The 14,375-nt window shown below is 75.7% G+C and carries 10 protein-coding genes; 3 read left to right on the top strand and 7 right to left on the bottom strand.

The window, feature by feature from the left end; genetic code table 11:
* Positions 1-69 precede the first annotated feature (69 nt).
* The 3 genes from ACIP64_RS31230 to ACIP64_RS31220 all read right to left on the bottom strand — a co-directional run bounded on the left by ACIP64_RS31230 (position 70) and on the right by ACIP64_RS31220 (position 4,224).
* Positions 70-462 (bottom strand): hypothetical protein, encoded by a 393-nt coding sequence (locus ACIP64_RS31230; protein WP_401593178.1) that lies wholly within the window; start codon positions 460-462, stop codon positions 70-72.
* Between the two features lie 107 nt (positions 463-569).
* Positions 570-3,005 carry a SpoIIE family protein phosphatase gene (locus ACIP64_RS31225; protein ID WP_401593176.1) on the bottom strand — a complete coding sequence of 812 codons (2,436 nt, stop codon included), beginning with the start codon at positions 3,003-3,005 and terminating at the stop codon, positions 570-572.
* An 85-nt stretch (positions 3,006-3,090) separates the two neighbouring features.
* The gene (locus ACIP64_RS31220; protein ID WP_401593174.1) at positions 3,091-4,224 is read right to left on the bottom strand and encodes a hypothetical protein; all 1,134 of its coding nucleotides are present in this window, start codon (positions 4,222-4,224) and stop codon (positions 3,091-3,093) included.
* 167 nt (positions 4,225-4,391) lie between these two features.
* Here ACIP64_RS31220 and ACIP64_RS31215 point away from each other — a divergent pair, with 167 nt between their 5' ends.
* Positions 4,392-5,300, top strand: coding sequence for a hypothetical protein (locus ACIP64_RS31215; RefSeq protein ID WP_401593172.1), 909 nt, complete (start codon positions 4,392-4,394; stop codon positions 5,298-5,300).
* Positions 5,301-5,316: 16 nt separating this feature from the next.
* Here ACIP64_RS31215 and ACIP64_RS31210 read toward each other — a convergent pair whose 3' ends face one another.
* Genes ACIP64_RS31210 through ACIP64_RS31195 form a run of 4 tightly spaced genes read right to left on the bottom strand, consistent with a single transcriptional unit; the run spans position 5,317 to position 8,502 of the window.
* Positions 5,317-6,525, bottom strand: a complete 1,209-nt coding sequence (locus ACIP64_RS31210; protein ID WP_401593170.1) for a PucR family transcriptional regulator — start codon at positions 6,523-6,525, stop codon at positions 5,317-5,319.
* 48 nt (positions 6,526-6,573) lie between these two features.
* Positions 6,574-6,882: an AzlD domain-containing protein gene (locus ACIP64_RS31205; protein ID WP_401593168.1), complete on the bottom strand. Its 309-nt coding sequence runs from the start codon at positions 6,880-6,882 to the stop codon at positions 6,574-6,576.
* A complete protein-coding gene (locus tag ACIP64_RS31200; RefSeq protein WP_401593166.1) occupies positions 6,879-7,643 on the bottom strand; it encodes an AzlC family ABC transporter permease in 765 nt (254 codons plus the stop codon). The genes ACIP64_RS31205 and ACIP64_RS31200 overlap by 4 nt, the downstream gene beginning before the upstream one ends.
* Positions 7,644-7,653: 10 nt before the next feature.
* Complete coding sequence (locus ACIP64_RS31195; protein WP_401593164.1) at positions 7,654-8,502, bottom strand: AraC family ligand binding domain-containing protein; 849 nt, start codon at positions 8,500-8,502, stop codon at positions 7,654-7,656.
* 181 nt (positions 8,503-8,683) lie between these two features.
* On the opposite strand from ACIP64_RS31195, the gene ACIP64_RS31190 reads away from it, so the two are divergent.
* Together ACIP64_RS31190 and ACIP64_RS31185 are read left to right on the top strand one after the other, a co-directional pair.
* A complete protein-coding gene (locus ACIP64_RS31190; RefSeq protein WP_401593162.1) occupies positions 8,684-13,348 on the top strand; it encodes an ATP-dependent helicase in 4,665 nt (1,554 codons plus the stop codon).
* A gap of 13 nt (positions 13,349-13,361) precedes the next feature.
* The gene (locus tag ACIP64_RS31185; protein ID WP_401593160.1) at positions 13,362-14,195 is read left to right on the top strand and encodes a DNA-formamidopyrimidine glycosylase family protein; all 834 of its coding nucleotides are present in this window, start codon (positions 13,362-13,364) and stop codon (positions 14,193-14,195) included.
* Positions 14,196-14,375 lie beyond the last annotated feature (180 nt).

The following is a 14,375-nucleotide window of genomic DNA, read 5'->3' as shown; positions in this document are numbered from 1 at the left end:
AGCCCAGGAAGGCCGGGCGGACCGGGGACGGGACGCGTCCCCGCGCGGGGGCGGACGGCCCCGGCCCTGTCAGCAGCGCGGAACGGGAGGCGCCGAGGGGGCGTTCGGCGGTTGGGCGGCGGCAGCGGCGCAGCGGGCGCCGTCGTCCGGCACGGCGGCCGGGGCACCGTCGTCGTGCGTCACGGCGGCCGCGAGGTCGCGCACGGCGTGCCCGTACCGCAGGTGCGGCGCGGCGATGTGGCAGGAGTCCGGGCCTCCCCCGTGGTGCCCGTTGTCGGCCGGGGCGGCCAGCGGCTGGAGGGGAGCGCACGCGGGCGCGGCGCAGCGGCCGGTCCCGATGTCGGCGGCATGGGCCCCGGCGGGCGTGAAAGCGGTGTGCAGGAGGGCGAACAGGGCGAACAGGAGCGCCGCGCACCGCATGCCGCGCCGCGTGGGGCGGCGGGTACCGGCGACAGGCCGCATGGGGACCCCCTCGTGTTCCTGCTACGAGGGAACCTCCCGGCAGCGCCGAACCGGGGGCACCCAGGGCGCGGGTCCGCACGTTTCACCCGCAATAGTGAACGCCGCGGTCACCGCCCGGCGTCCCCCAGGGGCTGCTCCGCCCAGATCGTCTTGCCGGTGTCCGTGTAGCGGCTCCCCCAGCGGCTGGAGAGCTGCGCGATCAGGAACAGGCCGCGCCCTCCTTCGTCGGAAAGGCGCGCCCGGCGCAGCCGCGGCTGGGTCTGGCTGGCGTCGGAGACCTCGCACACCAGGTTCTCGTCGCGGATCAGGCGCAGGCCCACGGGGGCGCCGCCGTAGCGGATGGCGTTGGTGACGAGTTCGCTCGTGATCAACTCGGTGGGGAACGCGAGGTGCGTCAGGTTCCAGCGCTCCAGTTGCGCCTCCACCGCGGTGCGGGCCTCGGCGACCACCGCGGGGTCGGCGGGGAACCGCCAGGTGGCCACGGCGTCGGGGGGCAGCGGCCGCATGCGGGCCACCAGCAGGGTCACGTCGTCGTCGGGCGGCCCGGGGAGCAGGTCGCGCAGGAGGGTGCGGCCGGTGCGGGTGGGCGTGGTGCCCTCCGACGCGTCGGCGGCGAGTACCGCGCGCATGCGGGCCAGGCGCTCCGCCGGGGTGCCGTCGGGCTGCGACAGCAGCGGCAGGTTGTAGAAGGCGAGCATGCTGCCGGGCGGGATGTCGAAGCCCACCGGCTCGAAGGGCAGGCTGTCCACGCCCAGCGGCGGCCCGGGTTTGACGTCGACGACCTCGGCGGGGACGCCGGGGGCGGCGAAGACCGGCGGCGGGTGCCCTGCGCTGGCCATCTCGCAGCGCCCCGCCAACGGGTCGTACACGCAGTAGAGGCAGGTCGCCCCGGTCGCGGTGGGCAGGGCGTCCCCGGGTGCGTCCCCGGGCGGCGGTTCCACGTCGCCGAGCCGGACCACCAGGTCGTCCAGATGGGCGAGGAGTTCGCCGGGGGGCAGGTCGAGGTCGCCGAGCGTCTGCACGGCGGTGCGCAGCCGCCCCATGGTGGCGGCCGCGTTGAGTCCGTGGCCGGTCACACCGCCGATGACGAACGCCAGCCGCGACGAGGACAGCGGGATGACGTCGAACCAGGCGCCGCCGACCCCTTCGGTGCTGCCGGCCGGGACGTAGCTGCCGGCGGTCCGCGCCGCCCGGGTCTCGGTGACGGCGGGCGGCAGCAGGCTGCGCTGCAGCGCCTCGACGGTGCGGTGCTCGCGGGTGTAGCGGCGGGCGTTGTCCAGCCCGAGGGCGGCCCGTGACGCGATCTCCTCGGCAAGGGCGGCGTCGTCCTCGCCGAAGGGGGCGACGGCCGCGGTGCGCCACAGCATCAAGGTGCCGAGCACCAGGCCGCGGGCGCTGAGCGGCACCAGGAGGAACGACTCGGCGGCGTCCGGCAGCAGCACCTGGGCCTCGTCGGAGTCGAGGACCGGACCGGCCCGCCACTGGTCCAGGCGCGGCCGGAGCCCGCCCGTGCCCCGGCGCACCTGCTCCTCCGCCAGGCCGGGCATCTCGAAGGTGGCGCCCGACGGGTGGATCTCCGGGGGCCATTCCCCGTCGGAGGAGGCGACGGCGACCCGCTGGAAGGCCGTATCCGGCCCCGCCTCACCGGGTTCCTGCCCCAGCAGCACGCCCTCGGTGAGGTCCACGGCCGCCATACAGGCGAACCCCCGCTGCACCAGGACGTCCGCGAGCTCCCGGGCGACGGTGGGAACGGCCAGGCTGCGGCCGATGCCCTCGGCGGCGGCCTGGAGCAGCGAGATGCGCTCACGTGCCGCGTGCTCCTGGGTGACGTCGGTGAAGACCACCGCGACACCGATGGCACGCCCGGTGGCGGAATGCAGCCGGAACGCGGAGAAGGACTGGGCCCGCTCCCGCCCGGGCTCGCTCCGCAGCCGGGCACTGTGCACCCAGTCGACCATCGGCTCGCCCGTCTCCGCCACCCGCTGGAGTTGTGCGAGGACCGCCTCGGCGTCCGCCGGGATCAGTGTCTCCTCGACGCAGCGGCCGTACGCCGACGCCGGGTCCGTGTCGCCCTCCGCCCCCACCTCCGCCGTGCCGAGGTGGTGCGAGGAGAGATTGAGGCGGGTCGTGGTCAGGTCCATGCTGTGGATCGCCAGCCCCACCCGCTGCTGCCGGAACAGGGCCCTGACCAGCGCTTCGTCCTCCTGGCGGCGAAGGGCGAGCTGCAGGGGCGTCATGTGCACGACGAGTCCCTCGCCGCCGGGCGCCATCATGGGCAGCGCCTCCAGGCACATCATGACCGTCGTGCCGTCCCTGCGGCGCAACTCCAGGTCGCCGTGCATCCCCTTCAGGGGCCACATGCCGGCGTCGGCGAGCAGGTCGGCGACCGGGCGGCCGCACAGGTCCCCGGGTGTCAGGCCGAGGAGTTCGCGCACCGCCTCGCTGCACATGACGATGCTGCCGTGCGCGTCGACCACGAGCACGGCGCCGCCGCCGTCGGGCAGCGCTCGGAGATTGCGGAGATCGGTGTGGTGGGTGCTCACCCATGCGCCCGCTTTCCTGGACTTCCCTCCCATTCAAACCCCCGGGTGCCACCGGGCGCACGCCACCGGGGCGGGTGATGGTGGCTCAGGGGGCGGGACGGCCGGTGACGCCGACAGGCCCGGCGGCGGTGACGGCACCCCTGAGCGTGACGCTGCCGGGGGCGAGCCGGTCGACGCCGGGGGCGCGCGGGTCGGCGGCCCGGGAGAGCGACACGGCGAGGTCGTCGGTGCCCACGGGGGCGGGCGCGTCGCCGAAGCTCCAGGCGGCGGGGCCGCCGAAGACGGCCTCCCCCACGGCGCGCAGCCACGCGGCGAGACGGCGCCGTGTCGGGGCGGCCGCACGGCCGTGGACGGCCGGCGAGAGCAGCGGACGGGACCATGCCTGCAAGGTGTCCACGGGGCCGCGGGCCATCACCTCGGGGCCGCCGGCGCGGCCGATCATGAGCAGCGGGGTGCCGTGCTCGATCCGCCACACCTGGGCCCGCATGCCGGTCCTGGGAAGCGCGGCGCGCGCCGCGCGGCCGGTCGGGGCGGGCGTCGCACCGTCGAGTGCGGCAAGCCATTGCCCGAGGTCGCCGCCCGTGCCGACCCGTCGGCGCTCCAGGGCGGCGGGCGAGGCGAGCAGGGCGGTGTCCTCGGCGAGGGCCCGCGGGCGGGAGGTGACCAGCAGCCGGTCGTCGGACGGGCGGACGCCGCCCGTCCCCGGCCCGGTGTCGAGGCTCTCCAGGGCGACGACGATCGTCCCGGCGCGTTGGTGGAGGGTGACGGCGAGCGGTTCCGCGAGGGGCGTCGCGGACCACGACCGGCGCGGCACGGGGACGGGGAGCAGCGGGGACAGCCGGTGCAGCCAGTCGGCGAGGGCCGCGGGGGAGGTCACCGGCGCGTGCAGGCGCACGCTTCCGGCGCGTTCCCCGGAGGATGTGACCCGCAGTGCGCCGGCGCCCGTGCGGCCCTCGACCAGGTACTCGACGGCCGGCTCGTCCTGCCGCGCGCCGCGGCGGGTGGTGGCCCGCAGGGCGTCCACGCCCCGCCCGGCGAGGAAACGCGCCAGGTCGCCGGTGTCCGCGGCCTGGTGGATCACGTCGCCGTAGTCGGGGAAGACCGGCCCGCTCCGCACGGTGTAGCCCGCCACCGCTTCACCGAGGAGCAGGCGCTGCACGCCCCCGAGCCACGTCGCCAGATCTCCCGAACCCGCCCTCCACAGCAGTGGATCCCCCATTGCGACTCCCGTCTCCGCCGTTTCCGGGGCACATTAACCGCGCGATTCGTACGGAACGTCAACCTCCGGCACCAGGTGTCCCGCGCCAGGGGGCGCGTGGTCGCACGGCAGGGTGCTCCAAGGGCGCAGCCGTATGCAGAGAGCGCACGGAGTCCTACTGTGCGCACATGCCAGCAACCCCGCTAGAGCGCGCCGAGTACTTCGTGTGGCTGACCGCACGCGTGCTCGAGCAGCGCAGGTTCGCGTACCACTTCAGGAACGGGGCGGCGGACGCGGTGGAGGCCGCGCTGACCGCGTACCGCAACGACGACGAGGGTTTTGGGCACGCGCTGGAGCCGGACCTGCGCGGTCCGGTCAGCCAGCCGCTGCACGTCGCCCGCGCCCTGCGCGTGCTCGACGAGATCGGCAGGTGCGGCAGCCAGCGCGCCGAGCGGATCTGCCGCTACCTGACCGCCGTCTCGACCGCGGAGGGCGCGCTGCCGGCCGTGCACCCCTCAGTGCGCGGCTATCCCGCCGCCCCCTGGCTTCCGGTGGTGGACGACCCGCCGGGCGACCTGCTCACCACGGCGCCGGTGGTCGGGACGCTGCACCGCAACGGGGTGTGGCACGCCTGGTTGTTCCGGGCGACGGACTTCTGCTGGGAGGCGGTCGACGCGCTGGACAAGACCCATCCGTACGAGGTCGTGGCAGCCCTGGCGTTCCTGGACAACGCGCCGGACCGGATGCGGGCCCGGGAGGCTGCCGCGCGGATCGGTCGCCTGGTGCGCGAGCAGCGCCTCGTCGTGCTCGACCCGCGGCGCGCGGGGGACGTGCCCGTACCGTCCGGCTACGCGCCCGGCGAGCACCACTTCGCGTACGACTACGCGACCGGCCCCGACTCCCTCGCCCGCCAGTGGTTCTCGGACGCCGAGACGGACGCGGCCCTGGACTTCCTCGCGGCTCAGCAGCAGGAGGACGGCGGCTGGCCGGTCCGGTGGCACGCGTGGGCACCCGGGACGGCGCTGGAGTCACGGCCGGTGGTCACCGTCGACGCGCTGCGCACGCTGCGGGCCTACGGCCGGTCCCTGGACGGCTGAAGGGTCCGCGGCCCCCTCAGCCGGCCGCGGCGGCGTCGCGCAGCAGGAGCGCGGCCAGCGCCAGGGCCGTGCCGTGGGGCGTGGCGAGGTCCAGGCCCGTGAGTTCGGTGATGCGGGCCAGCCGGTTGTCGACGGTGTTGGGGTGCAGTCCCAGCTGCCGGGCCGTGCTGCGGCGCTCCTGCCGGCTGCCCAGGTACGTGCGCAGGGTCTCCACCAGGTCCGGTCGCCCGGTGATCGGGTCGAGCAGCGCGGCGATCCGCTCGCCGCTGCCGTCGCGGTGCGCGAGGTGGTACTCGAGCAGCACGTCGTCGAGACGGTGCAGTCCCGCGGCGAGTCCGCCGGCCCGTGCCACCCGCAGGATCTCGGAGGCCGTACGGGCCGCTCCGGCGATGGCGCCAGGATCGGCGGCGGGGACCGCTGCCACCCGTATCTCCGGGGAGCAGGCGTGCCTCAGCCGCGCCAGAAGGTCCTCGTCGGTGCCGTGCGGCACGGCGTGGCCGGGCACGACCGCGTGGCCGCCGCCGGTGTCCAGCACGGCGGGCACGTCCGTGCCGTACGTGCGGTCGAGCGCGGCCTGCACACGGCGCAGTTCCCGCCGCACCGCCAAGGGGGCGCGCACCGGGCCGTCGCCGGGCGGCAGCCGCAAGGCCAGCACCAGGGCGCCGTCCGCCAGCCCGAGCCGGGCCGCGGGGAAGCGGTCGGCGGGGAGCGAGCCGTCGAGCAGCGCCCGCACCAGGGAGCGGTCGCGTTCGCGCTCCTCCGCGGCGAGGGCGGCCCGTTCGTCGACGTACGTCTCCGACACCGCCCCGACCAGGTACTCCTGGGCGGCCAGGAGGAAGCCCGCCAGCTCGATCAGCGCGTCCTCCTCGCCGGGGCGCGCGGCGGCGCGCAGCGACCGCCACAGGGCGTGCGTGCCGTGCAGCTGGCCGCGGAGCAGGAGGTGGAGCGGCAGCCCGTCGTCGGCGTGCTGGGCGGCGCGTTCCCGCAGCAGGCGTGTGTCGCCGCGGTCGCCCCGCACGGCGCGCCGGATCAGCCAGCGCAGCCCGTGCCGTGCGGCCGCCGCGATGCGGGGGTCCTTCGCCTCGGGTGCGAGCTCCGCGGGCGCGGGAGGGCCGGTCGGTCCGGCCTCGGTGATCCGGCGGGCGAGATCGCCCACCTTGGACTCGCAGCGCGCGGCGAGAGCGCGGGCCGCGTCGGAGAGGACCGGCAGGGCGTCGGCCGCCATCGTCCCCACCCCCACTTCCGCAACGGTTCGACGGGTCACACTAACCCGTCATCCGGTGACGGCCCGCAGCGATCCCGTCACGACGACCGCCACCGCCACGACCACGAGGAACGGCGCGCGCAGCAGCAACGCCACGGCGGCCGCGGCCAGTCCGGCCCCCCGCGCGTCCAGCACCAGGGTGCGGCCCTGACCGAAGGTCTGCAGTGCCGTCAGCGCCGCCAGCAACGCGATGGGGAGCAGCGCGGCCAGCCGCCGCACCAGGGGCCGTTCGAGGAATCCGGCCGGGACGGACAGGCCGAGCAGTTTCATCGCGTAGCAGCCGAGGGCGGTGGCCGCGACGGCGAGCCAGGTACTCAACGGTCGTTCTCCTTGCGGCGGGTGGCGGCCAGGACGAGGGGCGCGGCGAGCGCCGCGACCAGGACGGGAACCCCGGCCGGCAGCAACGGCAGGCAGACCAGGGCGAGAAGGACGGCGACGGCGGCCGTGGCACGCTCGCGGCGGCCCCGCAGCATGGGCGCGAGCAGCGCCAGGAAGACGGCGGGACCGGCCGCGTCCAGACCCCAGTCGGCGGGGTCGCCGAGCGCGGCGGCGCCCATGGCGCCCCCGAAGGTGGTCAGGTTCCACAACGCGTACAAGGCGGCGCCGGTGACGGTGAATCCGAGGCGGGCGCTCGCCCGGTCGGGCTGCGCGAGCGCCACTGCCGAGGTCTCGTCGATCACCCACTGCGCCGCGAACGGGCGCAGGGCGCGCGGGAGCCCGAGCAGTCCGGACAGCCGCAGCCCGTAGAAGGCGTTGCGCACACCGAGGAAAAGCGCACCCGCGGCCGCGGCGTAGGCACCGCTGCCGGCGCCCAGGGCGCCGACGAGCGCGAACTGCGAGGCGCCCGTGAAGACCAGCAGGCTGAGCGCGCACGTCTGGAGCAGGCTCAGCCCGGCTCCCGCCGAGGTCACGCCGAAGGCGAATCCGGACAGCCCCACCGCGACGCCCACCCCCAGGGCGTCGCGGACGACGGCGGCACGCGGGCGTGCGGGGCGCGCCCGTTCGGGCGCGGTGTTCTGGATGTTCTCGGTGTTCTGGGTGTTCTGGGTGTTCTCGGCGTCCATGGGTGCTGCGGTCACCCGTCCGACGTTAGGCGGCGCCCTGGGGGCCGTCTTGTACGTTATTGCGCTCGCGCCGGTAGGCGCCGGGCGGGACGCCGACGATGCGGGTGAAGTGCCGGTTGAGGTGCGGCTGGTCGGTGAAGCCGACGGCCACCGCGGCCTCCGCCGGGGCCGTGCCGGCGTCCAGGAGACGGCGGGCCCGGCGCACCCGTGCGTCGGTCAGCCAGGTGTGCGGCGGCATCCCGTACAGCTCGCGGAAGGCACGCAGCAGGGAGAAGGGGCTCGTGTCCAGGGCCGCCGCGAGCTCGGCCAGGGGCGGCGGATCGGCCAGCCGTGCCTCCAGGAGCTCGCGGGCACGCTGGGCGTTGCGTGCCCCGGCCGTCAGCGGCACCCGCGCCGCCATGGTGCCGCCGTGGTCCCGCAGGAGGCGGGCGATCACCCGGCGCATCATGGTGTCGGCCGCGAGGGCGTTGTGGGCCTCGGCCGCCCGCAGCACCTCCGTGACCAGGCGCACCGACTGCGGGTCGTCGGCCACCGACGTCGCGAAGCGGGCGGAGCCCCGGATCGCCGTCGTCTCGGCGGCCACGGCGGCCACCACGTCCGCCCCGGGATAGATCACGCTGTACGCCCATCCCTCCGGCACCCCCGCGTGGCCGGTGTGCACCTCCCCCGGATTGATCAGAGCCAGCGCGCCGGGGCCGGCCCGCTCGACCCTGCCGTGGTGGTGGAAGGCCTCCACGCCTCCGGTGATGCCCGCGATCACGAACGACTCGTGCGTGTGCCGCACGAACGTCTTGCGCACATAGCGCGCCCGCAGCAGGTCGACGTCCGGCAGTCCCGGATGCCGCCAGTGCCGTGCCCGCTCCTCCCCTGCCATGCCCCCATTCTGCGCCGCCCGGATCCCTGCGGGGCGGCCGCCGCCACCGCCGCACCCGCCCGTCCCACCGAGCACATGCGTCACCTGCGTACCGGAACCGTCCGCCGCAAGGCCGACCCGCGCGGCCCGGGTCCGCACGGACGAGGGCGCGTTGTCAGTGGTGCGAGGCAGGATGGATGGCATGTCGCGACGGAACAGCGGGGGCGCACCGGAGGAGGCGGACACGGCCGGGGCGCTCGACGGATTCTCACCGGCCACGCGGGCGTGGTTCACGGGCGCCTTCCACGCGCCCACGGCCGCCCAGGCGGGGGCCTGGCAGGCGATCGCCGGCGGGTCCGACGTCCTTGTGGTGGCCCCCACGGGCTCGGGCAAGACCCTCGCGGCGTTCCTGGCCGCGCTCGACCAGCTGGCGTCGGCACCGCCGCCCGCCGACGCCAAGCGCCGCTGCCGCGTGCTGTACGTCTCGCCGCTGAAGGCCCTCGCGGTCGACGTCGAGCGCAATCTGCGCAGCCCGCTGACGGGCCTGCGGCACGAGGCGGTGCGTCTGGGGCTGCCGGAGCCCGAGGTGCGGGTCGGCATCCGCTCCGGCGACACCCCGGCCGCCGAGCGCCGGGCGCTGGCGACGCGGCCGCCGGACATCCTGATCACGACGCCCGAGTCGCTGTTCCTGATGGTGACCTCCTCGACGCGGGACGCGCTGCGCGGCGTGGAGACCGTGATCCTCGACGAGGTGCACGCCGTGGCGGGCACCAAGCGCGGCGCGCACCTGGCCCTGTCCCTGGAGCGGCTGGACGAGCTGCTGGAGCGGCCCGCCCGCCGTATCGGCCTGTCCGCGACCGTGCGCCCGGTGGACGAGGTGGCGCGCTTCCTGTCCCCGCAGCGCAAGGTGACGGTCGTGCAGCCGCCCTCGCAGAAGGAATTCGACCTGTCCGTGGTCGTCCCGGTCGAGGACCTGGGCGAGCTGGGCGGGTCCCCCGCGTCGGAGACCGACGACCCGCGGCCGTCGATCTGGCCGCACGTCGAGGAGCGGATCGCCGACCTGGTGCAGAGCCACCGCTCCACCATCGTCTTCGCCAACTCCCGGCGCCTGGCGGAACGCCTGTGCAACCGCCTCAACGAGATCGCGTACGAGCGCGCCACGGGCGAGCAGCTGCCCGAGGGGGCGCCGCCCGCGGAGATCATGGCGCAGTCGGGTGCCGCGCACGGGGCGCCGCCGGTGCTGGCGCGGGCGCACCACGGCTCGGTCTCCAAGGAGCAGCGCGCCCTGGTCGAGGAGGACCTCAAGGCGGGCCGGCTGCCGGCCGTGGTGGCGACGTCCAGCCTGGAGCTGGGCATCGACATGGGCGCGGTCGACCTGGTGGTACAGGTGGAGTCGCCGCCCTCGGTGGCCTCCGGGCTCCAGCGCGTGGGCCGCGCCGGGCACCAGGTGGGCGCGGTCTCCACGGGTGTGGTGTTCCCCAAGTACCGCGGTGACCTGGTGCAGTCGGCCGTCGTCACCGAGCGCATGCGGGAGGGCGCGATCGAGGCCCTGCGCATCCCGGCCAACCCGCTGGACGTCCTGGCGCAGCAGCTGGTCGCGATGACGGCGCTGGACACCTGGGACGTGGACGAACTCCTGGCGGTGGTCCGCCGGGCCGCGCCCTTCGCGGCGCTGCCGCACTCGGCGTACACCGCCGTGCTGGACATGCTGGCGGGCCGCTACCCCTCGGACGCCTTCGCCGAGCTGCGGCCGCGGCTGGTGTGGGACCGGGTGGCGAACACGGTGACCGGCCGCCCCGGTGCGCAGCGGCTGGCGGTGACCTCCGGCGGCACGATCCCGGACCGCGGCCTGTTCGGGGTGTTCCTGGCGGGCGCCGACCCGAAGAAGGGCGGCGGCCGGGTCGGCGAGCTCGACGAGGAGATGGTCTACGAGTCCCGTGTCGGGGACGTCTTCACGCTGGGCACGACCTCCTGGCGCATCGAGGACATCACCCGCGACCGGGTGCTGGTCTCCCCCGCTCCCGGTGTGCCCGGGCGGCTGCCGTTCTGGAAGGGCGACCAGCTGGGCCGCCCGCTGGAACTGGGCCGGGCGGTGGGCGCGTTCCTGCGCGAGGTCGGCCGGCTCGACCCCGCCGAGGGACGCGAGCGGCTGTCGGCCGCGGGCCTGGACCCGTGGGCCGTCGACAATGTGCTGGCCTACCTGGACGAGCAGCGCCGCGCCTGCGGCCATGTGCCGGACGACCGCACGATCGTGGTCGAGCGCTTCCGCGACGAGCTCGGCGACTGGCGGGTCGTGATCCACTCCCCGTTCGGTGCCCAGGTGCACGCCCCCTGGGCGCTGGCCCTGGGCGCCCGCCTGGGCGAGCGGTACGGCTTCGACGCACAGGTGATGCACGCCGACGACGGCATCGTGCTGCGCCTGCCCGACGCGGACCTGATGGGCCTGGACCTGCTGGACGTGGACCCGGCCCGCCAGGGTGCCGAGTTCGACACCGAGCAGTCCCCGGTGGGCGCCGCCGACGTGGCGTTCGACAAGGGCGAGGTCGAGCAGCTCGTCACCGACCAGGTGGGCGGTTCCGCGCTGTTCGCCTCCCGCTTCCGCGAGTGCGCCGCCCGCGCCCTCCTCCTGCCGCGCCGCGACCCCGGCAGGCGCACCCCCTTGTGGCAGCAACGGCAGCGCGCCGCGCAACTGCTCCAGGTCGCCTCGGAGTTCGGCTCGTTCCCGATCGTCCTGGAGGCGGTCCGCGAGTGCCTGCAGGACGTCTTCGACGTCCCCGGACTGGTCGAGCTGATGGGCGACATCGAGTCGCGCAAGGTCAGGCTGGTCGAGGTCACCACCCCGGAGCCGTCGCCCTTCGCCAAGTCGCTGCTCTTCGGCTACGTCGCGCAGTTCCTGTACGAGGGCGACTCCCCGCTCGCCGAGCGGCGCGCCGCGGCGCTGTCCCTCGACTCGCACCTGCTGGCGGAGCTGCTGGGCCAGGCGGAGCTGCGCGAACTGCTCGACGCCGACGTGATGGCCGAGCTGGAGCGGGAGTTGCAGTGGCTGACCGAGGAGCGCCGGATCAAGGACGCCGAGGGCGTCGCCGACCTCCTGCGCGTGCTCGGGCCGCTCGACGACGCCGGACTGGCGGCCCGCGGCGCCGCCCCGGGCTGGGCGGGCGACCTGGAGACCGCGCGCCGCGCGATCCGGGTGCGCATCGCGGGCGCGGACCGCTGGGCGGCCGTGGAGGACGCGGGGCGCCTGCGGGACGCGCTGGGCACCGCGCTCCCGGTCGGCGTGCCGGAAGCCTTCACCGAGCCCGTCAAGGACCCGCTGGCGGACCTGCTGGCCCGGCACGCCCGTACCCACGGCCCCTTCACCTCCGCTGAGGCGGCGTACCGCTTCGGCCTGGGCACCGCTGTCGCGGACGGCACACTGCACCGGCTCGCGGCGTCCGGGCGCGTGGTCCAGGGCGAGTTCCGCCCCGGGGGCGCCGGGCACGAGTGGTGCGACGCGGGCGTGCTGCGCCGGCTGCGCCGCCGTTCCCTCGCCGCGCTGCGCCACGAACTGGAGCCGGTGCCGCCGGCCACCTTGGCGTCCTTCCTGCCGCAGTGGCAGCACGTGGGCACCCACGGCCTGCGCGGCACGGACGGGCTCGTCCGGGCGGTGGAACAGCTCCAAGGCGCGGCGGTGCCCGCCTCGGCCCTGGAGAAGCTGGTGCTGCCGGCCCGTGTCACCGGCTACACCCCGGCGATGCTGGACGAACTGACTTCGGCAGGCGAGGTGCTGTGGTCGGGGGCCGGCGCCCTGCCCGGCAAGGACGGCTGGGTGTCGCTGTACCTCGCCGAGACCGCGCCCCTGCTGCTGCCCGAGCCCCAGCCGCTGGAGCTCTCCCCGCTCCACCGTGCCGTCCTGGAGGCGCTGTCGGCCGGCTACGGGCTGTTCTTCCGGCAGATCGCCGACCAGGTGAGGGCCGCCGGGCACGAGCCGGGCGACCCCGAACTGGCCGAGGTGGTCTGGGACCTGGCCTGGTCGGGCCGGCTCACCAACGACACCCTCGCGCCGTTGCGCGCACTGCTCGGTTCCGGCCGCACCGCGGGCTCCACCGCCCACCGGGCACCCCGCGCGGTACCGCGCGGCCGCTACGGGGGCCTGACCGCGCGGACGGGCGGTGTGCCACGGGCCACGGCGTCCCGCGGCGGCCCGCCGACCACGGCCGGCCGCTGGTCCCTCGTACCGGACCTGGAGACCGACCCCACGCACCGGGCGCACGCCCTCACCCACACCCTGCTGGACCGGCACGGCGTCGTCACCCGCGGCGCGGTGGCCGCCGAGGGCGTCGAGGGCGGCTTCTCGGCCGCCTACCGGGTGCTGGCCGCCTTCGAGGAGACCGGGCAGGCCCGCCGCGGCTACGTCGTGGAGGGCCTGGGCGCAGCCCAGTTCGCCATGGACGGCGCCGTGGACCGGCTGCGTGCCCTCAGCAACGCCCGAGACCGCGAGGGGAGCCGCCAGGAGAAGGCGCGTACGGTCGTGCTCGCCGCCGCCGACCCCGCCAACGCCTATGGTGCCGCCCTGCCGTGGCCCGAGCAGCCCGCCGGGGTGACCCACCGGCCGGGCCGCAAGGCGGGCGCGCTGGTCGTGCTGGCCGACGGCGAACTCGTGCTCTATGTGGAGCGCGGCGGGAAGACCCTGCTGGCCTGGGCCGAGGACGAGGAACGCCTCCAGGCCGCCGCCGACGCCCTGGCGCTGGCGGTACGGGACGGGGCGCTGGGTCGCCTGACGGTGGAGCGCACCAATGGCGAGCCGGCCCTCACCTCCACGCTCGGCAGCGCCCTGGAGGCGGCCGGATTCCACGCCACACCCCGCGGCCTGCGGCTGCGGGCCTGACCGGGGGGACACCGTGCCCGAGGGAGACACGATCTGGTTCGCGGCGCACCGCCTGCACCGCGCGCTGGCAGGAAGGGTGCTGCTGCGGGCCGACTTGAGGGTGCCGCGCCTGGCGACCGCCGATCTGACCGGACGGCGGGTCGAGGAGGTGGTCGCGCGCGGCAAGCACCTGCTCACCCGGATCGAGGGCGGCCTGACCCTCCACTCCCACCTGCGCATGGACGGCTCCTGGCAGGTGTACGGACCGGACGAGCGCTGGCGGGGCGGCCCCGAACACCAGATCCGCGCGGTGCTGGCCAACGCCGAACAGGTCGCCGTGGGCTACCGGTTGCCGGTGCTGGAGTTGCTGCGGACGGCCGAGGAGGACAAGGCGGTCGGCCATCTCGGCCCCGATCTGCTCGGCCCGGACTGGGATCCCGTCGAGGCCGCGTACCGGCTGGGGACGCAGCCCGACCGCCCCGTGGGCGAAGCGCTGCTGGACCAGCGCAACCTGGCGGGTCTCGGCAATGTCTACAAGTGCGAGTTGTGCTTCCTGCGCGGTGTCACCCCGTGGATGCCGGTCGGTGAAGTCCCGGCGCCCGAGCGGGTCGTGGACCTGGCACAGCGGCTGCTGGAGGCCAACAGGACCCGGCACGGCCACATCACGACCGGGGACACCCGCCGCGGCCGCACCCACTGGGTCTACGGCCGGGCCCATCAGCCCTGCCGGCGCTGCGGCACCGCCATCCGCGTCGCCGACCAAGGCCCGCGCGGCCAGGCACGGGTGACCTACTGGTGCCCCCGCTGCCAGCGCGGCCCGGCCCCGCAGACGGCGGAGCCGTCCCGCTCCGACCCCCGTCATTACTGACGGGTCATCAGGCAGCAGGTCTTCCGCACATCGGCCCGGCGATCAAGTCCCGGGGTCCGTCATCCCCTTGGCCCGCGCCCGGGATGGGCGGACCGTGGCGTGCGCCGCGTCCCCGGACCGCCTGGGCGGCCCGGGGACGTGACGCACACCTGCACCTCCTGGCTCTGCCGGTTCCCGTCC

This window comes from Streptomyces sp. NPDC088733, from assembly GCF_044751185.1.
Lineage (GTDB): Bacteria > Actinomycetota > Actinomycetes > Streptomycetales > Streptomycetaceae > Actinacidiphila.
This window is presented reverse-complemented; position numbering and strand designations above follow the sequence as displayed.

Bases quoted from the DNA above. Each gene is read 5' to 3' on its own strand.
- ACIP64_RS31230 (WP_401593178.1), bottom strand. From the start codon at position 462: ATGCGGCCTGTCGCCGGTACCCGCCGCCCCACGCGGCGCGGCATGCGG.
- ACIP64_RS31215 (WP_401593172.1), top strand. From the start codon at position 4,392: ATGCCAGCAACCCCGCTAGAGCGCGCCGAGTACTTCGTGTGGCTGACC.
- ACIP64_RS31210 (WP_401593170.1), bottom strand. From the start codon at position 6,525: ATGGCGGCCGACGCCCTGCCGGTCCTCTCCGACGCGGCCCGCGCTCTC.
- ACIP64_RS31190 (WP_401593162.1), top strand. From the start codon at position 8,684: ATGTCGCGACGGAACAGCGGGGGCGCACCGGAGGAGGCGGACACGGCC.
- ACIP64_RS31195 (WP_401593164.1), bottom strand. From the start codon at position 8,502: ATGGCAGGGGAGGAGCGGGCACGGCACTGGCGGCATCCGGGACTGCCG.
- ACIP64_RS31220 (WP_401593174.1), bottom strand. From the start codon at position 4,224: ATGGGGGATCCACTGCTGTGGAGGGCGGGTTCGGGAGATCTGGCGACG.